Annotated in this window: 18 protein-coding genes; 9 read left to right on the top strand and 9 right to left on the bottom strand. The window is 48.3% G+C overall.

Annotation, left to right across the window (positions count from 1 at the left end; translation table 11 throughout):
• Positions 1-241 precede the first annotated feature (241 nt).
• The 5 genes from NG792_RS24860 (at position 242) to NG792_RS24840 (ending at position 6,008) form a co-directional block, all read left to right on the top strand.
• Entirely contained in the window at positions 242-2,113 is a 1,872-nt protein-coding gene (locus NG792_RS24860; protein ID WP_261237168.1) for a DUF3352 domain-containing protein, read from the top strand.
• A 646-nt stretch (positions 2,114-2,759) separates the two neighbouring features.
• A complete protein-coding gene (locus NG792_RS24855) occupies positions 2,760-3,476 on the top strand; it encodes an alpha/beta hydrolase (protein ID WP_261197995.1) in 717 nt (238 codons plus the stop codon).
• Between the two features lie 115 nt (positions 3,477-3,591).
• A complete protein-coding gene (locus NG792_RS24850; protein ID WP_261197996.1) occupies positions 3,592-4,209 on the top strand; it encodes an alpha/beta hydrolase in 618 nt (205 codons plus the stop codon).
• Positions 4,210-4,426: 217 nt separating this feature from the next.
• Positions 4,427-5,599: a M20 family metallopeptidase gene (locus tag NG792_RS24845; protein WP_261197997.1), complete on the top strand. Its 1,173-nt coding sequence runs from the start codon at positions 4,427-4,429 to the stop codon at positions 5,597-5,599.
• 154 nt (positions 5,600-5,753) lie between these two features.
• Entirely contained in the window at positions 5,754-6,008 is a 255-nt protein-coding gene (locus NG792_RS24840) for a hypothetical protein (RefSeq protein WP_261197998.1), read from the top strand.
• A 177-nt stretch (positions 6,009-6,185) separates the two neighbouring features.
• On the opposite strand, the gene NG792_RS24835 is transcribed toward NG792_RS24840, so the two are convergent.
• The 8 genes from NG792_RS24835 to NG792_RS24800 all read right to left on the bottom strand — a co-directional run bounded on the left by NG792_RS24835 (position 6,186) and on the right by NG792_RS24800 (position 15,487).
• Positions 6,186-7,271, bottom strand: coding sequence for an AAA family ATPase (locus NG792_RS24835; RefSeq protein WP_261237167.1), 1,086 nt, complete (start codon positions 7,269-7,271; stop codon positions 6,186-6,188).
• Positions 7,272-7,503: 232 nt separating this feature from the next.
• Positions 7,504-10,956, bottom strand: coding sequence for a tetratricopeptide repeat protein (locus tag NG792_RS24830; protein ID WP_261237166.1), 3,453 nt, complete (start codon positions 10,954-10,956; stop codon positions 7,504-7,506).
• 213 nt (positions 10,957-11,169) lie between these two features.
• Positions 11,170-11,562 carry a hypothetical protein gene (locus tag NG792_RS24825; RefSeq protein WP_261198001.1) on the bottom strand — a complete coding sequence of 131 codons (393 nt, stop codon included), beginning with the start codon at positions 11,560-11,562 and terminating at the stop codon, positions 11,170-11,172.
• A 447-nt stretch (positions 11,563-12,009) separates the two neighbouring features.
• Positions 12,010-12,498, bottom strand: coding sequence for a PIN domain-containing protein (locus NG792_RS24820; protein WP_261237165.1), 489 nt, complete (start codon positions 12,496-12,498; stop codon positions 12,010-12,012).
• The gene (locus NG792_RS24815) at positions 12,491-12,742 is read right to left on the bottom strand and encodes a UPF0175 family protein (protein WP_261237164.1); all 252 of its coding nucleotides are present in this window, start codon (positions 12,740-12,742) and stop codon (positions 12,491-12,493) included. Before NG792_RS24815 ends, NG792_RS24820 begins: the two co-directional genes overlap by 8 nt.
• A gap of 262 nt (positions 12,743-13,004) precedes the next feature.
• Entirely contained in the window at positions 13,005-13,736 is a 732-nt protein-coding gene (locus NG792_RS24810; protein WP_261237163.1) for an SIMPL domain-containing protein, read from the bottom strand.
• Positions 13,737-13,878: 142 nt separating this feature from the next.
• Positions 13,879-14,976 (bottom strand): OmpA family protein, encoded by a 1,098-nt coding sequence (locus NG792_RS24805; protein WP_261237162.1) that lies wholly within the window; start codon positions 14,974-14,976, stop codon positions 13,879-13,881.
• On the bottom strand, positions 14,960-15,487 hold the full coding sequence (locus NG792_RS24800) for a hypothetical protein (RefSeq protein ID WP_261237161.1): 528 nt from the start codon (positions 15,485-15,487) through the stop codon (positions 14,960-14,962). The genes NG792_RS24805 and NG792_RS24800 overlap by 17 nt, the downstream gene beginning before the upstream one ends.
• A gap of 338 nt (positions 15,488-15,825) precedes the next feature.
• Here NG792_RS24800 and NG792_RS24795 point away from each other — a divergent pair, with 338 nt between their 5' ends.
• From NG792_RS24795 to NG792_RS24780, 4 genes are all read left to right on the top strand, one after another.
• Positions 15,826-16,392 (top strand): Uma2 family endonuclease, encoded by a 567-nt coding sequence (locus NG792_RS24795; protein ID WP_261237160.1) that lies wholly within the window; start codon positions 15,826-15,828, stop codon positions 16,390-16,392.
• Between the two features lie 193 nt (positions 16,393-16,585).
• Positions 16,586-18,919: a DNA helicase PcrA gene (gene pcrA / locus NG792_RS24790; protein ID WP_261237159.1), complete on the top strand. Its 2,334-nt coding sequence runs from the start codon at positions 16,586-16,588 to the stop codon at positions 18,917-18,919.
• A 175-nt stretch (positions 18,920-19,094) separates the two neighbouring features.
• Positions 19,095-19,535, top strand: a complete 441-nt coding sequence (locus NG792_RS24785; RefSeq protein ID WP_261237176.1) for a hypothetical protein — start codon at positions 19,095-19,097, stop codon at positions 19,533-19,535.
• A gap of 88 nt (positions 19,536-19,623) precedes the next feature.
• Positions 19,624-20,640 carry a WD40 repeat domain-containing protein gene (locus NG792_RS24780; RefSeq protein ID WP_261237157.1) on the top strand — a complete coding sequence of 339 codons (1,017 nt, stop codon included), beginning with the start codon at positions 19,624-19,626 and terminating at the stop codon, positions 20,638-20,640.
• A gap of 214 nt (positions 20,641-20,854) precedes the next feature.
• On the opposite strand, the gene NG792_RS24775 is transcribed toward NG792_RS24780, so the two are convergent.
• A complete protein-coding gene (locus tag NG792_RS24775; protein ID WP_261237155.1) occupies positions 20,855-22,144 on the bottom strand; it encodes an FGGY-family carbohydrate kinase in 1,290 nt (429 codons plus the stop codon).
• Positions 22,145-22,169: the final 25 nt, after the last annotated feature.

The following is a 22,169-nucleotide window of genomic DNA, read 5'->3' as shown; positions in this document are numbered from 1 at the left end:
CGAATGGTGAGTTCAATAAAATTTGGGTAAAGCCTCCCATTATAAAATTAAATTTAACAGAGTCAATCCCCCTTGTCTAGTCCTCAATCCCTTTTTTTAAGGTGAGTTCGGGACCGGAATCACTCGGGACTTAAAAAAGGGACTCCTCACAGCTTTTCTCCTCTAGGGGCCGGTCTGAAATTGCGAAACTCTCTTCAATACGGTACGCTTGCTGTGGATCGCAAAAGGGAGAAATGGTTCAGTGCTTAAGCGCGTCACCTTACCAGTGCTTTCTGTTTTAGTCCTGACGACGGGTTCAGTGCTGCAAGCACAACCTGTACCGGAGGGGGTTGCACCGACAACCCCTTTGCCAGTCACGACGGTGTTACCTGGGGATATCAGCGGGGTGTTGCTGATTGATACCCGCGCGAATGCCTGGAATGGGTTAAATCGATTTATTGACCTCCCGCCTGGGTTTTCTGGGCCGGGATTTTTGCCTTACATTCCGGCAGAGGTGAATTTTGCCAGGGATATCCAACCCTGGTTGGGAGACTGGACGGCGATCGCCCTGATGCCAGGAGGAGAAGGGACCGGGAGGGCCTCTCTCCAGGAGAATGCGGTTATGGTGGCTCCAATTCAGGACCCGAACCGGATTCCTAATTTTGTGGCGCAATTAAGTGCGGTTCAGGGACAGCCCCGGGAACGGCAGTTTCAGGGGGTGACGCTGTTAGAATGGCCCGATCAGAGTATGGCGAGGGAACAGGGGGAGTCTACAGGGTCCCTACAAAGGGGGCCGATCGCCTTAAATCCCTTGTCGCCTTTCAAACGGAACAAATGGCTCAAAGGGTGGCCCGGATTGGCACAGACGAGGCCCATTTTGCCCGATTCTACCCCGACAGCCCCAGCTCAACCCGACCCCAGGCCCCCCGCAGTCCCGGCCCCAGAAGTTCAGGGAACCGGAGGTTTGACGATCGCGATTGTTCCGGGATATGTGGCGGCGGCCCAGAGTAGCGCCCCCTTGGAACGTTGGATTGCAACGAAAGACACAAGCAATAGTTTAGCCAGAGATCCTCAGTTTCAGCGGACCTTAGCGCATCCTGAATTGGGCCGATCGCTGGTGATTGGTTATGGCAATTTTCCCGAATTGGCCCAACTTTCGAGCACTTCTCCCCTGTTGAACCGTCTGGTTCCCCTACCCGCTTCCGGGGATATTAATCCGGCAGGGGGTGAGTTGACCACTCCCTACAGTGCGATCGATTTGATGGTATGGATGGAACCCCAAGGGATCCGCGCTCAGTCTCGGGGGTTTTACAAAACCCCCGAGACTGAGCCTCGGGGAGTAGCAACCCCGAACCCAATGACGGCAAGCCTTCCGGCATCCACCTACTTCACCTGTGGCGGCAGTCTGAATTTGTGGCAGGCGATCGGCCCGATTTTGGGTCAAAACCTCCTCACTTTGCCCGGATTGGAGCAAATCCCGGAGTTCACTCAATCGACTCTGGGTTTAGACGTGACACAAGATATCCTCCCCTGGATGGATGGCGAAATTACCGCTTTTGTTTTTCCCACCAATCGGGGCTTTTTCCCCACAGTGGATGAAACGATGAAATTGGGAATGGGGTCGATGATTGAAACGAGCGATCGCCAGAGTGCGGAACGGGTGTTAACTCAGCTCGATGAATTAATTGCCCGGGAGTTGTCCGGGGTGATTACTATTACTCGTCATCAAATTAATGAAAACTCTGTCACCAGTTGGGAGGTCATTAACCAGAATGGGAGGACAGAAAGTGTATTCGCTCATGGATGGATTTCTGATAAGACCCTGATGATGACCACGGGACTAGGACCATTCCAAGAACTTTATCCGCAACCTTATCAGAGTCTCACCAATGCTTTTAATTTCCAAGCTGCTTTAGAACCGTTACCACAACCGAACCTCGGCTATTGTTATCTGAATATGGGTTCTTTCTTGGCCTGGGTTAATACGTTTGTACCGCCGGAAATTAATGCATCCCGGGAAGGTCAGATTGTGCTCAATAGTTTGGGGAAAATTCGGAGTATAAGTGGAACGGGTATTTCTCAGAACACTCATGTTCAATGGGATTTATTTATGCTTTTATCTCCCCGCTCCTAGCCGAACCCGGGTTTAGAGTGCAGGGGGCCTTACCCGGAGTGACCGGGCAAGATTTGATTTCCTATAGGGCGATCCCAATTCCCTCTGTAGGACCTCCATCCCGTACTTTGGCGATGAACCTCCTGTATAACTTTTTTTTAGGAAACCGAAAAGCCAAATGAAATAGAGGAATCCCTGATGGAGGATAATTCAAAAAAAAGTTTACGATGATTGTTCGTTAGCCGTAAAGCTTGTCTGGCGACGAACACAGAGCGGCGATTTTCTCTTCCCCCTTGTTATCAGATTCAGATAAACTATAAACTCCTGAAGAGTAAATCCCGCTGAAACAAACGAAAATCAGGGGTTACAGCTACAAGGGGTTATTTGCTTGAAAAACCCATCAGTTTTTTGTCAACGAAATAATATAATTTGTCAAAAATAACTATCGCTAATCTGATTATTTTTTTAGTTTAAAAATATCTAACTTTAGAATGAGTAAAAAGACGAGAAAAAATGTAGTAACATAAGACTGACCTGTTTTCACAGAGATTGTCGATTTTCTGGAATCTTTCCAGGAACAAAAAACTGGTAGAGAAAATCCTCTAACATCAATATAGTCAACGTTGCAAAACAGACAAGTCTGAAGTGTTGTATCAGGAGTACGTGGATGAACATAACCTCTGGGTTGGATATTAATCAAAAATTCTCCTTTGTGGTGAAACAGTTTCATGGGATCTGGAAAAGGGCTTTATCCCTAGGTCTGGCAATGGTTTTAGCAGTAACTGCTGCGGTTACCATCAATTGTGACAATGCGATGGCTGTAGAGAGAATCATCCTAATGTACGGCGATTCCCGCGAGACCATCTCGATCGGCGATTTGCGCCGGTTTGTGAGCGAAGGTGCGGAACCCGCAGAATTTCGTAACCGCTTGGGTATCATCGATCGCGATATTGAAGCATTACGATTTGCATTGGGTCAAGAAATTCCCGTTTCCCAGGAATTCTTGAGAAAGATTCTTAACAGCACCATCGGTCAATTTATCCTCACCCGTCTTGAACCTGTTCTGGGTATTGCAGTGGAGGAAAATGTTACTCAAGTCGTTGATTCCTTCGTCTCGGCAGCAGCCAACGATAGCTTTACCCTTTTGGAATTGCTAGAAAACTATCCAGAACCACAGTTGAGCGTCAGTGGTCCCCTGTTAGAAGAAGGCTATAACCGAATTAGTTTCTTAGCGACGGATGTTTTGGCGATCGCACAAGTGGTCCAAACCTATTTATCAGATGTCGTTTGTGAAGAGGGATTGTTTGGGTCAGATTTTGACACCAAACCAGTCCCCCAACTTTTCACCGGATCTAAGGCGAATAACTTAGGCTGGTCTAAATAAACTGAACTCAATCTATAGAGGCAGAGTGACTGCCTCTATTTAATGCTTCATGAGCCGATAATTTGGGTCGGGTGAAGCCAGCAAAAAGGGTGAAAAATCCTTCAGGAGCGATGCCATGAAAATAAAAATCAAAACGTTTGTCACCAGTCTGCGTCAGCTACCCAAAAAGTGGGTGAAATTTATAGCCCTCAGCCTCGTTGTTTTTCTGACGAGTCTTTCATTTGTGGTGTTTACACCTTCCCCGGCGACGGCTTCTCAAGTGGTGGTCCTGACTTATGGTCCCCAAAGAATTGCCATTCCCATGACCGAATTAGTGGAATTTGGGGAAACCGGAGAAGCATCTCAGGTGATCCGATTTTTGACGGGAATTGCCGATGTGGATCGGGATCTATTTCGGACCGTTTTAACCCAGGAAATTCCGGCGAGCGTCCGAGTTTTAGACCGTACCCTCAACTTTATTGTGGGAGAATTATTCCTCTACGAGATCAGTCAAGCCATTTATCCGCCCTCGGGTCGTAAAGGGGTTGAAGGGTTGCGATCGAGTTTGGTCCTTTCTGCTGCGGATGATGGCCGACTTTCCCTGCTAGAACTTCTACAAAAATATCCGGCTCAACGGGTTGAAATTGATGCTAGAAAGATCAATAAAACTTATGGACAGGTCGAATTTTTGGTGGAAGGAGCAGAGAAAGCCTTACAATTTGTTCGAGAAACTGTAGGGGATATTATTTGTTAAGCCATCCATGCCGTCTTGCCAATGAAGCTTACCTACTGCGGCAATCAAAACCTTAGAGGGTTACAACTTTAAAGAATTGAATTCCTTATCAAGAGCCGACTTTTTCTTAGATTTAAGAATCAGTCGGCTTTTGGCGATCGCCCCTCAATCTGGCCGCACAGAGTTCCCGGAGCAAGCAACTCTATAATAAAAACTGTACGCTCACCCTCGGACCTTCATGCTCACTGACATTAAAAACATTGCTGCTAAACTCGCTCCCCGCCTGATTGAGATTCGGCGACATATTCACAGTCATCCCGAACTTAGTGGTCAAGAGTATCAAACCGCTGCCTATGTGGCGGGGGTGCTCTCTTCCTGTGGGGTTCATGTGCGGGAGGGGGTGGGTAAAACCGGGGTCATAGGAGAACTTTCCGGTCAAGTTACTGATGAGAGAGTGTTGGCAATTCGCACTGATATGGATGCGCTGCCGATCGCCGAACGGACGGGGTTAGACTATGCCTCCCACCAGGCAGGAGTGATGCACGCTTGCGGACATGATGTGCATACCACCGTTGGATTAGGGACGGCGATGATCCTCTCGGAACTGGTAGATCGTTTACCCGGAACCCTGCGTTTTTTATTCCAACCGGCGGAGGAAATTGCTCAAGGTGCCGGTTGGATGATTGCCGATGGTGCAATGCAACAAGTCACCAATATTTTAGGAGTGCACGTTTTTCCGTCGATTCCCGGGGGGTCGATTGGGATTCGACGGGGAGCATTAACCGCTGCCGCCGATGACCTAGAAATTACGATTATTGGGGAATCGGGACATGGTGCGCGTCCCCATGAGGCAGTGGATGCGATTTGGATTGCGTCTCAGGTGATTACTACCCTCCAGCAGGCGATCGCCCGGACTCAGAACCCCTTGCGTCCCGTGGTTTTGACCATTGGTCAACTGAATGGAGGACGTGCGCCGAATGTGATTGCCGATAGTGTAAAAATGCTGGGAACCGTGCGATCGCTGCATCCGGAAACCCATGCCGACTTACCCGCTTGGATTGAAAAAATTGTTGCAAGTGTCTGCCAGATGCATGGCGGCAGCTATGAAATGAACTACCGACGGGGAGTCCCTTCGGTGCAAAATGACACCGGGATGACGCAGTTAGTGGAATCAGCGGCATTAGAAGCCTGGGGAAGCGATCGCGTCCTCTATATTCCTGAACCCTCCCTCGGTGCAGAAGATTTTTCCCTTTATCTGGAATACGCACCGGGAATGATGTTTCGTCTCGGCGTTGGATATCCAGACAAACCCAATTACCCCCTGCATCATCCTCAATTCGAGGTAGATGAATCGGCGATCGTCACGGGCATTGTTACCCTTGCTTATGCGGCTTGGAAGTATTGGCTTTAATAATTGATAATGGACAATGGATAATGGATAATGGAAAGTTATCAATTATCAATTATCCATTATCAATTATCTTCTTCCTTTCGGGGGATGAATTGAGAATGGGTTCTTGTTAGGGTAAGTGAATAATCTGAATGAGTGAGATAGGGCTAAACCTATGGCAGCAAGTAAACAACTCCAAGGACTAGAACTGATTGACTGTGCTAAGGCCAATGCGGAACAAGGTTTAGAAACGGCTGCGGCACAGAGTGGTTATGGGCAGAATACTAGCCTATTTTCCCAAGAATTAAAAGCCGCTTGCCAGAATATTGGGGTGGAAATTAGGGAACTCAGCGATTTGATTACCCCTCAGCATCAAATGCAACAAGGGCGAGGGATTGATATTGCGCCGGAAACTCCTGGAGATTTATAACGCTCACGGGTCAATAAAACGGGCTTTAAAATTAATATTTTTTATGCCGATGGGGTGATCCGCTGGTGCGGGGGATAGGGTAGAGGGCAAAAAGCGGGTTTCTGGACAAAATTGCTACATCCTGCCCCAATTTTGGGGCGTTTGGGATGTAGGGTGGGAAATGCCCACCCTATCGGACTAAAAATGTTCGTATTCTCGCGGAGCAGTGTGGGGCAAGGTTTCTAGGCGGCTGCTTAAATCGGTGACGGAATGAGAGAGGCGATCGTATCCATCTTGTAAGGAGGCGATCGTAGTTGCCTGAAACTCAATCTCTTGATGGAGGCGTTCCACTTCTTCGTTTTCTAAACAATTCAGCCGTCTTTGCATCTGGGCGTTGAGGGTTGAGACTTTCTCAAATAACTCCCTAATCGGCGCTTCCCTACTCCCGAGTTGTTGGAGGTTGCTCCAGGGAGGTAGGGCTTCAAAACGCTGTTGAAGTTGTGCTAATCCCTCGCTGATGCGGGTCATTTCCCGTTGGAGGGCAGTAATTTCCTCGGATTCGGGATGCTGCTGTTGAAATTCAGCCTGTAATCGGTCTAAGTGGCGTTTTAAGGCAGTGAGAGAACTCGTTTGTTCCAACTTTTTAACCGCTTGGGTGAGACGCTGCAAATAGGGCTTGACAATTTGTTTGTTTTGTTGTTCTAATGTTTTGACGCGACGGGCCAAGGGTTCCATTTCGGTTTGAATTTGGAAGTGGAATTCAGCCAAATGAGGAGGGGGGGGAAGGGTTTCTTCTGTCTCTGGAGAGTTGAGGAATTGTGATTGTGCCTGGGGTGGAGTGGAGAGTTGGTCCAACTGTTCCTGCATTAATAATAAGCGAACGTTCACCGTCTCCCAGTCATCTTCGCGGACGGCGGTTTTTTGGAGGCGTTGGGTGATGGTTTGCAACTGGGAAATCGCCTCATGGAGGGGATGCAAATTCACCTTTTCCACGGGGGGTTGTTGGGAGATGGCAGTTTGGAGAGAGTCTACCCTCTGACGGACATCCGCGATCGCCGAGGTGGTTTGTTGTGCCGTTTCCTGTTGCGATCGCATTCGATTGGACAAATTCAGACTTAACGCCAAGGTGAGAGGCACCGCCGCATAGACGACTTGTCCGGAAATGGCTGCCACGACGGTTCCCACGGCGGATCCGGCAACACAAGTGCCTTCAACCCAGGTTTGCCAGGGATACGAGTTGAGATTGCCCCTAAAACTTTGATTGGAAGGTTTTATCGTTTGCATGGTTGGTGGTAGGATGCCCGGTTTTGCACCAATTATAGTCACTTCGACAAAAAAGCGGGAATAAAAATTCCCGCTAGATAGAAACCCGCACCCTGTTCGCGTAGCGTTCCGTAAGGAAAGGGTGGGACTATACGGACGAAGCCCGAGAAGCGCGGGCTAAAGAACGAATTTTCGGTCTTTGAGAACCGGATTGGGTATCGGGTCCCCTGAGATTCAGGGGACATCCGAGGGGTTACTCTGCACTCGCTAACGCAGTCAGGGCAGCGATCGCCTGTTGGTGATGGATGGTATCTCCTTGGCGAGAAAACAAGTTTGCTGCGGTTTGTAAATCCCCGATCGCCCCTTGGCGATCGCCCATTTCTGCCCTCGCCCGACCCCGATAGTTATAGGCGCTGGCATACTTCTCATTCAGACTCAGGGCTTGGGTAAAGTCCTCGATTGCTCCATGATAATCAGTCCCTGCGGACCGGGCAACCCCCCGATTCAAGTAGGCGACGGCATCATCGGGTTTCAGACGCAAGGCTTCTGTATAATCCGCGATCGCCCCGGCATAGTCCGCTTGGTTATACCGGGCTAATCCTCGGTTGTTATACGCGACAGCATCTTGGGGATTCAGTTGAAGGGCGCGAGTGTAATCCTCTGCCGCTTGTTGATAATTCCCCAAGCGTCCGTAGGCTTCCCCACGATAGAAATACGCGCTTGTCTGTTCCGGTGCTTTCAGGATGGACTCGGTGTAATCGCCAATTGCTCCTGTATAATCCCCTTGATTAAACCGGGCAAATCCTCGGTTAAAATACACCACTGCTTCATTGTCATTCAATTCCAGCGATCGCGTATAGTCGGCGACTGCACCAGCAAAATCACCGATTTGGAACTTCGCTAATCCGCGATTATTATACGCCGTCGGCTGATTGCCGTCAATCTGTAACGCCCGAGTATAATCTTCTACCGCCCCTTGGTAATCCCCAATATCCAACCGCTCAAACCCGCGATTGTAGTAGGCGCTGGCATTAGCAGGATTCAGCAACGGTTCGCTAAAGCGCTCAATCAACCCGTGAATAATCTTCGGGTCCGTCGTGCGTAATCCGACTTCTCGTTCCGGTAGCGCATCACTGCTACTCAGGAAATGATGAGTCGCTAACATCGCCCATTTGTCATCGCACACCAAAAAGTTCTCATGGGTGCCGAGGACTTTCAATTGTAGGCGATCGCCATATTGAGTCCGCAGATGTTCCAAATCATTGAGCGCATCGTATAACCCGCGTTTTGCCATCGGGTCCAGTTGCCAATGTTCATTAATCCGAATCGGGAATTCTCCGGCTTCAATATCCCGCAGATGTCCCCAACCGATTTCGACTTGTACACCCTGTTGCAGCAGCCCTTCCAGCTTTTGCAGCAGGGTACCATCCAATCCCGCCCGACTAACCCAAGGACAAACTAAAATCAGACGATGTTCAGCCGTCTCGATCGCCTCGAACAGTTGCGCTCTAATCGAGGGTCGGTCAAATACTAACTCATACTGATGAGCTTTAATCCCTTCCAGTAAGGATTCGATTTGATAAAGTTGCTGGGCGATCGCCGGAGAAATCAGAGATTGCAGATGACCACTTTGTTGGGTATTGTTCGGCACTTCCGGATGAGTTGCCAGGGCTTTTAGCTGCTGACTCAGTTGCTCAATCTGCGGTTGCACTGAAACTTCTCCCGGGCGATTGCGCCACTGTTCCAGTTGCCCTTCCAGTTGTCCTAACGCAACTTCTAACCGTTCGATTCTCTCCGGGGTCACATCCGATAAGTGACCGATGGATTCGCTCACTTGCGCCAGGGCCGATCGCAACTCAGAAATTTCCAGCCGCAGGACATCGATCGCTTCTGCATCCCGTCCCCCTGCCGGGGATTGGCTGGGGTTGGGCAGTTGTTCCAATCGCCGATCCAGCTCACTCACACTGGCAGTGAGGCTTTCAATTTGCTCCAATTCCGGACGAGAATTAAACTGTTCCAGCAGTTCGTGGATTTGGTGAGTCACCTCACTCGATACCGCATTAGGAACGCCACTCCCTTGCCATTCCAGTTGCTCCCGCAGACTCTGCACCTCTTGGCGCAAGGCATCCCGTTCTTGCGGCAGGGTTTCGTCCAGGCGTGAACTGAGTTCGCTCACGATGCTATCCAGTTGACTAAGGCGACTGCTCACTTCACTCTGGTTTTCCAGGGAAGTAGTGAGTTCCCGCACTTCAGCTAGGTTCGCGGTAACTTCCCGTAATGCTTGATTCAGTTGTTCCACATCGGATTGTGAGGCGATCGCGGAGGGTAAATTATTGACGCGATCGGCTAACTGTTCAAGCTGGTCCTGCAATTCAGGAATAGGAAATCCCCCCAGGAGATCCACCCGTTCTTTGAGGGTTGTGAGGGCAGCTTCCAACGGTTCCAGGGCTTCCGGGGCGACAAATTGGGGTAATCCCTCAATTTTTTCCTGTAATGAAGCCAGGGCAGTTTGCCACGACCCCTGTTCTTGTTGCAGGGCCGCTAATCCGCTGGTTAACTGTTCTAAATCCCGAGTTTGCAGGGCTAAATCCTCTTGAATCCGGCGCAAATTTACCGCTTCTAAGGGCGCTAACCGAGTATCAATTTCCGTGATTGCTTCGCTGACAGATTCGGCAATTTTCCGCAGGGATTCATCCACCCCCGTTAAATCTATCGCCTCTTGGTTACCACGGGCGGAAACCCCGAGGCGTTCCAAGTCTAACTGCTGTTCCAGTTGAGGAATCAAGGCGATCGCCAGGGATAAAGCATTTCTCAAGCGTTCCACTTGCTCAACATCCGGTTGCGCTGCTACCTTCTGATTAAGCTGTTCCAGTTGCATCCGCAACTCGCTTACCGGGGCGATCGCCTGTTCTAATGCTTGCTGCCGTTCCTGCAATTTCGCAATTTCTGAGCTCAGGGAACTCACCTGTTCCGCCCCAAATTCCAGAGGATTTCCCGCACTCACTCGCGCTTCGAGATCCGCCCGCAACCCCGCAATTTCCTGCTCAATCGCTTGACTCACGCTGGCGCGAACCGTTTCCAGTCGCTGTTCAATTTGAGCAATTTCGGACAAAACTGGGTTTAAATCCGGAGTGGCATTGCCAGTTTCCAACTTCGAGAGCTTGTTTTGAAATTGGGCAATTTTGCTATTAATCTGGGCGATCGCACTCTCCCACCGCTCAACCCCATGTCCACTCTTGGGGGATTCTGCACTCTGGAGTTGGGCACTCAGGGCCGTCAAAGTTTCCTGGACCCCGGCATAATTCTCCCGGAGTACGGAAATATCTTGGCGCAAGGGACTCAACTCTAACCCTTGCGCCAGGGACAGGGTTTTTTCTAACTGTCGCTTAACTTCTTCAAATTCCTCCGAATGTTTTGACACTGCCGACTGGACATGATTAAACTCCGAATCCGTCGGCAATCCCTGCACTTGTTCGCGCAATATCTTTAACTCTCGGGCGAGTTTCTCCCCGAGTTCGATGCTATTGCCTCCGATAGACGGTTCCTGCGCTAATCGACGGCGATTAGCCAAATTGAGGATTACCGACAGGGATAGCGGCGTTGCAGCATAAACAATCTGCTGCGTCGCGATCGCTGCCACGGAACCCGCCACGGAACCCGCCACGGATAAATATTCCAGAATCTCTAGCCAACTTCGCTTAGTCATTTGAATGGAGAGGCCAATTTTTGGTTTGTATGAGGATTTTTCTGATATATGCGGTCAATTTTACCCTGGGAGTTATCCTCCTGGGGCGATCGAATGCAATTCCTTGCCCATTGGTCAATGTAACGTAACGCCGGTTAGTCTCCCCATCCGGACCAATCCCAACGAATCCCTAAGACTCCCGGGAGATTGCCCTAAATTCCCCAAGAAATTGCTTTAATCACTGCCCAGGGGCGGCACTTCAATCGTTGCCTCCCCTGTAGCAATATCTAGCAAACTTTCTAAACTCATCGTATCCATCGACTGCGGATGCACGGGTTCCAACACATCGATCAGCAACATCAACTGATCAATCGCAAGGCGAGTAATCTTACCCCCCTCGATCCGATTAATCTGCGGTCCCGATATCCCCGGCACCAGTTCCGGGTCGATATAGAGGTCCTTCCCTCGGTCCTTAAGCAACATCGACTCTTGGGTTGCAATGTACTGCCCCAGATCATGTACCGATGTCCACCCCCGATAATGTCTGAGCCAACGCAGGTATCGGCCTAAATGTAGCAATCCCACCTGAGTTAACCGGCGATTTTTCGTAAGCGTGTTTTGGGGCATATTAATTTAGCTGCTATCCGTTGTTTTTCTTGCAGACAACCAGTATGATGTTATCTTAACATAGCGAATTACTGATGAAGAATTAAAATTTATATGATTTCAGGTTCTTAATATGTTATCATGCCCTTAAAAAAAATCCCCTTCTTGAAGGGACCCCTCCCTAACCCTCTCCTGTGCCTTCAGGGGGGGGACCCGAGATAGAGTGGCGGTGTTAGGGGTAATGGTTTAGCCATAATTTTAACTCATATCATAAGTCGAGGTCCCTGTAGAGCCTCAGCCCCCGGCAGGTGACCATTATACAGCAAGTGCGGCTGTGCGGGTGATTTTTTGGCATTTTTCCGACATTTTATGTTAAAATACTCCTCAAAACTAGCAAACTCAAGCCATCATTAAAACGATGGCCAAAACTAATGTCAGAACATCAACAAATTTAAGTTAATTTGCCATTTATTCCCCTACAGATTTGAGGGATTGATTGACAATGCGATCGCTCAGATACATCCCACTTTGACGCAAGCGCTCTATAATGGGCCGTGCAGAGGGAATTAAGCCCCTTTGCTTTGCAATCAGGACTAAACCCAAGGTTCCTCTAACTGGAATTTTAAGAGTAGTAGCGCAACGACGTGCAGCTAAATCGTCTAAAATCACTTCTGTTCCAGGATTAGTATATCCCCAAGCTAAAACCGATGACTCACCTGCACCTAAATCCCAATTTTCAATGATTGAAGGAATGGGAGGAGTTTCTCGAATGAGTAACCAGTTTTTAGACGAAAGGGCTTGAAGGGTTATGTCTTGTTCTCCATAAGTTTGGATCTCTATGGCTACAGCTTCAGGAACAATGATATCCGAATTGACCGTTTCGTGCAGTAATGCTAATAAATCAGTTTTACTGAAGAAGATCAGGGGTGAAGTATTGATAGCCGGAAAGTTAGCCACGCTCTAGTTCTCTTTGTAAGTCTTCCATATCAACGGCAAAAACATCAATTTTTTCTCGGGACAAAGCCTCTAAAAAGTCCCGTCGATTGAGTCCAGCAATTTGAGCCGCTTTTTCTTGAGATATCTCAGATTTTCGATACCAATGAATCGCTGCTGCTAATCGCAAATCGTTAACAAATTCTTCGGGAGGAAGACGACGGGCAGAAAATACTTCATCCGGTAAATCAATGGTTATTTTTGACATGGTTTAACCTGGTTGTGTGCTAAAGTAAGTTTATCTTATTTTTTGTCAGCGTGAGGTTTCCTGCCAAAAGTTTGTTGGAAATACTATTGCCCACGCTCTTGGTTTATTATCAACGCTACTGGGTTGGATTATAGCGTAGTTTGAGATTTGTCATTTGTCATGGGTCCTTTGTTGTTTGTGCGGGGTGTTGGAGAGGAGTTTGTATGGGGAGAAGGGGTCGGGAAGTGTGGGCGGGGGTTGTAACCCCCGACGGTTGAGGGATTTAATAACTAATGTCCAGAGTCACTGAGGCGGAAATCTGCTGATCGCCTCCGATAACTGGGGTGGAAAAATCCGCTGCTGCTTCCATGCGTGAGAACATCGGTTGTGGATAGGGCATGGCGGAATTGACTTGTATTTTGACAATTTCTCGCCGAGTGAGATTGAGTTCCGATAAAACGGTATCCGCTTGGGTGAGGGCGTCTTGGGTGGCGGCGCGAATCGCTTGCTGGCGGGCGGTTTCCATTGCTGCATCGGCAGCGGTGAAGCTGACTCCATCAATGCGGGTTGCACCGGCATTGACTGCTTCATCTAACAAAGTTCCGGCGCGATCGGTGGGAAGACGAAAACTGACAATATTTGAGGCAGAATAGCCGGTAATCGTAGGCGCTGCGTTGTCATTACTGCGATACAAGGGGTTGAGTTGTATGCCAGTGGTTTGGAGTTTTTCCACATTGCGCGATCGCAACAGTTCTACCACGGCTTGCGATCGCCTTGCTACCTCTTGTTGCACCTCTTGGGCAGTTTTTCCCTGCACTTCTACCCCTAATCTCACCTCTGTTAAGGTGGTGGGAATACCGACAATTCCCTGTCCCGTGACGGTGAGGTTGCGAGAGGGTTGTTCCTGGGCAGAAACTGCATCCATATTGGGGCTAATCCCAAACATCCCCAAGGCGAGGGCAACAGCGGCGATCGGACTTAAAAGATTCAGGTTTGTCGGCATTAATCGGTTCATGGGTAAAGTTTCCTCTTGGATTCATCTATTGCTAGTCTGACACCTTAAGGACGCGGTTGAGGAATCGGTTACCGTTTTGGAAACTATTTTTTTTTAAACCACTCCCCTCGGGGATTCAAGCGAATATAGCTTTTGATTGCCTTTAAATCAATCCCGCATTTTTCTGAGCATACTTCAAGTTATTCTGATACTCTATCACCTTGACTTGAGCCATAACATAATTGGCATTATTTTGGGGGACTGCCTCCATGAATGCGATCGCCTCTTGCCATTGTTTGGCGACTTGTAACCACTGTTGGGGAGTTTTAGCCGCTTGTGTCAGGGTTGCTGCACTCGTTGCCTTCTTAACTGCTTCCCCAAAGGGGTCGGAATTGGGCGCAATTTCTACCGTCCGAGTTTCTGTTTGAATGGTAAATTCAACCCGCCGATTTTTTTCCCGTCCCTGGGGATTATCAGAACCATTAGGATTTGTATTCGGGGCGATCGGTTGACTTTTTCCTAACCCTTTGGTTTGGATGCGGGTAGGTTCCGCTTGAAAATTATTGACAAAATAATATTTCACTGCCGCTGCTCGTTTTTGCGACAATTCTATATTATATTCATCGGTTCCTTTGCTGTCTGTATGTCCATGAATCAAGATTTGGGCATCCTTAAAATGGGTCAACACTTGATTGACTTTTTCCAAAGTCGGTTTAGCTGCCGCCCGGACGTGATATTTATCAAATTCAAATAAAATATTGTCGGAGAGATTGAATTTAATCCCTTCAATGGTGGTTTCTGCATTTAATTCGGTGAGGGTCTGTTCCACCTCAGTGGGCGTCGGCAACACCGTTTCTACCATAATTCGGGTTGAATCGGTCGGGTCTTCTTCCGCAGTACCTACAGTCGGTTCCGGTGGCGGTTCTACTTGGACTGAAGTCGCAGGAGGGAGGGTTTCTGTGGTTGCTGAACTCGGTTCTGGTGTTGTTTCTACGGGTACTGGAGTTTGTGGAGGTGGGGTTTCTACGGTTGGTCTCCTTTTAGCCAGAAATTGAGGGTCAATCCTGCTCATGGGAACAGGTTTAAAGGTCCATGTTGTCCTAGGGGTCTGGTTAACCTTTTCTAATTGAGTGACAGGAACAGGGACGATTTCATAGGTGGTAATTTTGGATGAGTTTTGCTGGGGATTTTGGCAAGCGTTAGTCGTCAACAGCAAGCTAGAGGCGATTACTAGATTTAAGGATTTAATTGGTTGGGTCATTTTCGGAATTTCTGGAAATTTCAATATTTGTCATATCAAATTGAGTCCACTGTCGGGAAGAAGAATTAGCCCGGACCCACTCCATTCTATTTTGTAATCGGATTGAGTTAACTTCCGGCAATAACCGACCCATAAATACAAATTGACCGTTAAGCGTCGTACCCGGTGGGATTTGAATCAGGGGATTATCTGGAGGAATAGCTAGATTATATTTATTATTTTTGTCATCATAAATAAAGATATGTTCTTTTTCAGGATCAATTTTGATGACCTCTCGGCGGCCATTGGTGATGGATAATGTTACAATTGTACTATCTTCAGCGAATGCGACTTCTGTCAAGCGCATCACGATTTCGCTTTGATTCATTTGTAAATCATAACGTTCTGTCACCGTTGGAGATGTTGTAGTTACGGGTGCGCCTCCTGGGAGTTGTTGTGCCAAAGGGTTAGAATCACACCCCACACAGACCAAGGAGAGGAAGGCGATCGCAGCGAACAGGCGAAGGTTCATAGATGCGCGGTTTTGAAGATTAAGGGATTATTGTACTCGATATGAGTGAATTGGTGGGTGGGTTAATCTTTAAGAATTATTAAGGAATGCTCGTTTATTATTGAACCTCAGTAAGAATGCGGAAACTATCAAATTTACTTGAGTTATAAAAGAATAAATTTATTTGCTTACTTTGAAGAGGCTACCCGCGAAATTACATGGGTTAAAGGGTAGCCAAATTACACATTTATATGCAATTTCCGGGTAAAATTATCAAAAATTTACCGTTTTTCAGTTAACTATTAACTCTTTCGCTAAACTGTGCTAAAATTAAAAAGACCTATCTTTAACAAAAAATTATGTCCAGCGTAACAATCAAAGACCTTGAAATACTTCAAGGTGTCATCAGTCAAGCTGGGTTGGACTATCAATTAGAATTAGAAAACGGCCAAATATCAATCATGGGACCTTCAGATATCGTATCCAGCGAGGTTGGAGTCCGGTTAATTGCGGCGCTTTATGCTTGGATTAATCCGCGTCGATTGGGACGAGTTTTTGACTCTGCCGGTGGGTTTATTTTGCCGAATAGTAATCTGAAAGCACCGGATGTTTCTTTTGTAAAAGCAGAACGGTTGCGGCGTAGTATTCGATATTTTGCCGAACTGGTTCCAGATTTAGTGGTGGAAATTAAATCACAAAGCGATCGCATTCCTCCGATCCAGCAGAAACTCCAGCAATACTTAGAACAAGGCGCACAAGTGGCAATTTTAATTGACCCAGATGAACAAACCGTGACCGTTTATCGCCCTACCGGGGAACCGCTGCAACTTCGAGGAGATGAAATTTTAACGATTCCGGAACTGTTACCGGGTTGGGAACTGTTGGTTTCTGAACTTTGGCCGCCTATTTTTGAGGAAAATGAGTAAAAGCAGTGGCGGTATGAATCAGATTCCAACAGTCCCCAAATTTGGTAAAATTACAAAGCAGATCTGATACCAAATCCGGTTGTCAAACACCGGCTTTACTCTTCAGCCCGCGCAGGCGGGCTTCGTCCGCAAACGCCCCACCCTTCAGGGTGCGGGTGTTTCTCAGCCCTTACCGCTTTTGCTTCGTTCAACCATGACCTCAACCCTTGACTTTCTGGCCCATCTGAACCCAAACCAACGTCGCGCTGCTGAACATTTTTGCGGCCCCTTGTTAGTCGTTGCCGGGGCGGGTTCGGGCAAAACTCGGGCGCTTACTTATCGAATTGCTAATTTAATCCGCAGTAATCAAGTCCATCCTGACGATATCCTGGCGGTGACCTTTACGAATAAGGCGGCCCGGGAAATGAAGGAACGGATTGAGAAGATTTTCGCCGATATTGTAGCGGAACAAAAGTATGATAAACCCTTTTCTGCCCTAGAACCAGCGGAACAAACTCAGGTGCGATCGCAGGTGTGGAGAAATAGCATTAAACCTCTGTGGATTGGCACGTTCCATTCCCTCTGTTCCAGGATTTTGCGTTACGATATTGAAAAATTTAAAGATGAAAATGGGCGGCAATGGAACCGCAAATTTTCTATTCTGGATGAGTCCGATGCTCAAGCGGCCATTAAGGATATTGTTATCAAACAGATGAATTTGGATAGCAAAAAGTTTGAGCCTCGCAAAATCCGGTATGAAATTAGTGGGGCGAAAAATAAGGGGTGGTCTCCTCGGGATTTAGAGGCGGATGACCCGACAAATTACCGCAATCGCAAGGTAGCGGAGGTTTATAGTCGGTATCAGGATGCTTTGGCAGCGAATAATGCCTTAGATTTTGATGATTTGATTCGGATTCCGGTGGAATTGTTTCGGCAGGATGCCCAGGTTTTGGATTATTGGCATCGCAAATTTCAGCATATTTTGGTAGATGAATATCAGGATACCAACCGCACTCAATATGATTTTATTCGGATGTTGGTGACCAATGGAAAAGCGGCAAAGTCCTTTAAAAAATGGGAAAATCGCTCGGTGTTCGTGGTGGGCGATGTAGATCAATCGATTTACTCATTTCGGATGGCCGATTATACCATTTTGCTGGAGTTTCAGCAAGACTTTGGGGATGGTTTAGAGGATGAAGAGACCCAAACTTTGGTGAAATTAGAGGAAAACTATCGATCGCGCGAAAATATCCTAGAAGTTGCTAATAAACTGATTGAGAATAATACGGAACGGATTGATAAAGTGTTGCGTCCCACCCGGGGAGAAGGGGAATCGATTATATGTTATCGGACCGAAAATGATTTAGATGAAGCGCAATATGTGGTGAATCAAATTCGGATGTTGCAAAATCAGCATCCGGAGTTGGATTGGGGTTCGTTTGCGATTTTGTATCGGACTAATGCTCAATCGCGATCGTTTGAGGATGTGTTAGTTAAAATGAATATCCCCTATCGAGTGGTGGGGGGGTTGAAGTTCTACGATCGCAAAGAAGTTAAGGATGCCGTTGCCTATTTGCGCGCCCTTGCGAACCCCTCGGATTCGATTAGTTTGCGGCGAATTATTAATACTCCCAAACGCAGTATCGGGAAAACCACATTAGATCGTCTCGATGAAGCGGCAAAGCAGTTAAACGTCCCCCTGTGGGAAATTCTCAGTGATGAGACATCGGTGAAAACTCTAGCAGGGCGATCGGTAAAACAAGTCCTAGAATTTTCTGAGTTAATGTCCCGATGGCAGGCACAAGTAGAAACCTTACCGGCGATCGAAGTCCTTAAAGGGATTATGGAAGAATCCGGTTATATGGAAGCCCTGAAACTCGAAAACACCGATGAAGCGTTAAACCGCATGGCCAACATTGAACAGTTGTATAACGCCACCATCCAATTTGCCGAAGAAAATGAAGACAATTCTTTAACGGGATTTCTGTCGAGTGCTTCCCTTGCTTCAGATTTAGACAACTTAGAAGAAGGGGAACAGGCGGTGTCTTTGTTAACCATTCATTCCGCCAAAGGGTTAGAATTTCCCGTGGTCTTTTTAGTGGGAATGGAAGAGGGTTTATTTCCTAATTTCCGCAGTGTGAATGACCCGCGCAGTCTGGAAGAAGAACGGCGACTCTGTTATGTGGGGATTACTCGCGCCCAGGAACGACTGTTTTTAACTCATGCCTTAGAACGTCGGTTGTGGGGGTCTTATGAACGCGCTCAACCCTCCCGATTTTTAGCTGAATTACCCCGGGATTTACTGCAAGGAAATTCGGTTCCCAAGGAAAAAACTCGCCGCAGTTCGGGGGCTGCAAAAACGCAAAAAGGGGCGGCGGCAAAAGAGACTTGGGTGGTGGGAGATATGGTGGTTCATGATACTTTTGGTCCTGGGGAAGTGTCTCACGTTTTTGGGTCTGCAACTAAGATGTCCTTGGCGATTAAATTTATGCGAGGAGGTCAAAAAATTATCGACCCGCAAACGGCCCCGATGCAAAAATTAAATTAATTTGGGGAACTAAAAATGAGCGATGGCGTCTAAAGAACGCCTGGATTTTAGACGGAATACGGTATTCAAAGGTCTGATGAGAACCCCGCAGCCTAAAGGCTGGGGCTATACGGACGAAGCCCGCCTGCGCGGGCTGAAGAAAGCTCTAATTATAGCGATCGCAGAGATTAAAGAGATGGAAAGAGGACTGATGTGGTTACCCTTGCTGGCCCTATTTATAGGACTCGCTTGGGCGGGATGGAACGAATATCAAAAGGTGGAAGCCTATCAGACTTGGGCACAAGGGTTCGATCGCACTAAGTATGATATTTATGCGGTGTTAGGAGAGAAGGGCGACTGCCTGACTTGGGGAAAACCCACGCGCAAAGGTCCCGTGAATCAAGAAACCTTTTCCTTAAAAGAGGTACAGTCAGTGCAACTGCTGGTGAATCACCAACCCGTGGTAGTCGATTCCCTGCCGGAAAATCTCCAAGCCAAGACCATTGCCTTAGAATTTTTGTTTCCATCCCCAAAACAGTCCGTGCAGATTCCCTTTACCGAAGTGGCGATCGCCGTGGAATGGACAAAATATTTACAACAACAGTGGCAAAAGTGGCAGGAGGGGACGGTGGATTAAGTCAACTTTTTCCTCAAAAATGCGTGAATCTAAACTCTAAAATAGTGTTAGATCCTAGGTGAACACTTAATTTTCTAATAAAGCCAATATGACCTTAACGCCCTCGTCCTGGAAAAAATTTAGCGCCTTAGTCGTAGCTGGAATCGCGACCCTGGGGGCGATCGACCTCCATTTTCTAGCCAGCGCCCCCCCATTGTTGGCACAACAGGGCACCCCCAGTTCCCGACTATTAACCACCTTTGGCGATCGCGCGTTCCCAATTTTTGCCGTTGCCTATAGTCCCACTGCCCCAGTCGTCGTCAGTGGTAGCAATGAAGATACCATCAAATTTTGGAATGCCGACACCGGAGAACTGAACTATACCGCTTCTGTTCATTTAGATGACGTGAGGGCCTTAGATATCTCTCCCAATGGTCAAATCCTTGCCAGTGGTAGCGATGACAATACCGCCAACCTTTGGAACATGGAAACCGGACAGTTGATTTATACCCTTTATGGTCACACAAAGGGGGTGAGATCCGTGGCATTTAGTCCCGATGGCCGGACCCTGGCGACGGGCAGTTGGGATAATACAGTTAAACTCTGGAACGTCGAGAATGGGCAAATTATTCGCACCTTGAGCGCCCATGAGGACGGCGTAAATACCCTCGCTTTCAGTCCCAATGGCGGTACATTGGCATCCGGGGGACTGGATAACAATGTCAAACTCTGGAACCTGAATACTGGGGAGTTAATCACCACCATTCCCGCCCATGATGATTGGGTGAGTTCCGTTGCCTTTACCCCCGATGCACAGAATCTCGTCACGGGCAGTTATGATAATACCTTGAAAATTTGGGATGTGAATCGTGGGCAATTGTTGCAAACCCTGCGGGGTCACTCCTTCCCGGTGTATCAAATTGCCATTACCCCCGATGGAAGCACCGTTGCCTCAGTCAGTGACGATCGCACCGTCCGACTCTGGGATATCCCCAGTGGTAGATTAGTGGAAACCCTTACGGGCCATGAAAAATCCATCTTTTCCGTTTCAATGGGACCCGATGGCAGACGATTAGCGACTGCGGGGAATGATAACATCATCAATATCTGGGAATTAGGTCGGTAATTGCTTGGAGAGGCCCGCAGCGTCAAGCCCGGAGGCTATACGGACGAAGCCCGAGAAGCGCGGGCTGAAGAGAACCCACACTTTCAAGGGTGACGGGTTTTGGAAACCTCATCACTAGCCCTCTTAGCCCGCGCAGGCGGGCTTTGTTCGTATAGCCCCACCCTTCAGGGTGACGGTTTTTATAAACGTTAAACGTTGACAACCGAATTCCAAATTAGCCCCGGTCCTGCATTCGGGCCAATAATGCGGCACCATAGGCCGCTTCTGTGTGAGTCGGCGTGATTACCGGAACATTCAAACGACGCTGGCGAATTGCCGTCCAGGTGGGGTTTTTGGACCCGCCACCAGCGGTATAAACCCGCTTGAGACCCGTGGCCCCAAACTCTTGTAACACTTCATATCCCCTTGCTTCAATGCGGGCGATGCTTTCTAATAATCCATGCAAAAATTCCACATCGGAGTTAGGACGGGGTTCTAATCGCGGTGGCAGTTCCGGATTATTTAACGGAAAGCGTTCCCCGGGTTTAAGCAGAGGATAATATTTCAGAGGACTTTCCAGGGTTGGGTCAATGCTTTCGCTGAATTCTGCCAGTTGCCGATCGCTGAAAAACTGACGCAGGACCGCCCCTCCGGTATTGGATGCCCCGCCCGTTAGCCATAAATTGCCGAGACGATGACTATAAATCCCATAGCGCGCATCATCCACGCGATCGCGACTTAAAAGCTTGAGTACCACCGTTGAACCCAGGGAAGTCACCGCCTCTCCCGGTTCCCTGGCACCGGATGCCAAAAATGCGGCAATACTATCTGTAGTTCCGGCGCAAATTACGCAATCCGCAGGCAACCCAAAGCGATCGCCCATTTCTGCGGTTATCGGGGCGATGGGGGTTCCCGGTTTGACCACATGAGGTAAATAGGGAATAAACTTGGTAAACAGTTGCGGCAAGGCCAGTCGTAACCATTCAGGATAAAATAAATGCTCGGGGTCATACCCCAATTTCAGGGCATTGTGGTAGTCGCTGATGCCAATTTGACCATGAAGTTGAAAACCCAGCCAATCCGCTTGATGCAGAAAGAATAAACCCGTAGTCGCCACGCGATGAAGGGCATCGGGATACAATTTGGGATGACGGGCATACCATAACAGCTTTGCCAAACTGGAAGTCGCCCCGATCGCCGGATGATTGGGCGGGGCGATTTCCCGTAAAGTCTCCATCACCGTGATCCCCCGAGCATCATTGTAGAGAATCGGTTCCACTACCGGAGCCCCGCTGCGATCGCACAGCAACACCGTAGAGGACGTCCCATCAATGGCGATCGCGCCGATGGACTGGCGCACCGATAGAGGAAGTTGGTCCAGTAACGCAAATAACCCCTCCTGCCACAGTTCCGGGGTTTGTCGGTCCAGGGGAAAATCCACCTGTGCCTGAATCCCTGCATGGTCATCGATCGCCACTGCACGAGCACCAGAAGTCCCGAAGTCTATGCCGAGATAGAGGGTCATGGGTGATTTGTCCTTTGTCCTTTGT

The organism is Laspinema olomoucense D3b (genome assembly GCF_025370785.1).
GTDB classification, from domain to species: domain Bacteria; phylum Cyanobacteriota; class Cyanobacteriia; order Cyanobacteriales; family Laspinemataceae; genus Laspinema; species Laspinema olomoucense.
Note: the sequence above shows the minus strand (reverse complement) of the source record. Positions and strands in the feature narration are given on the sequence as shown.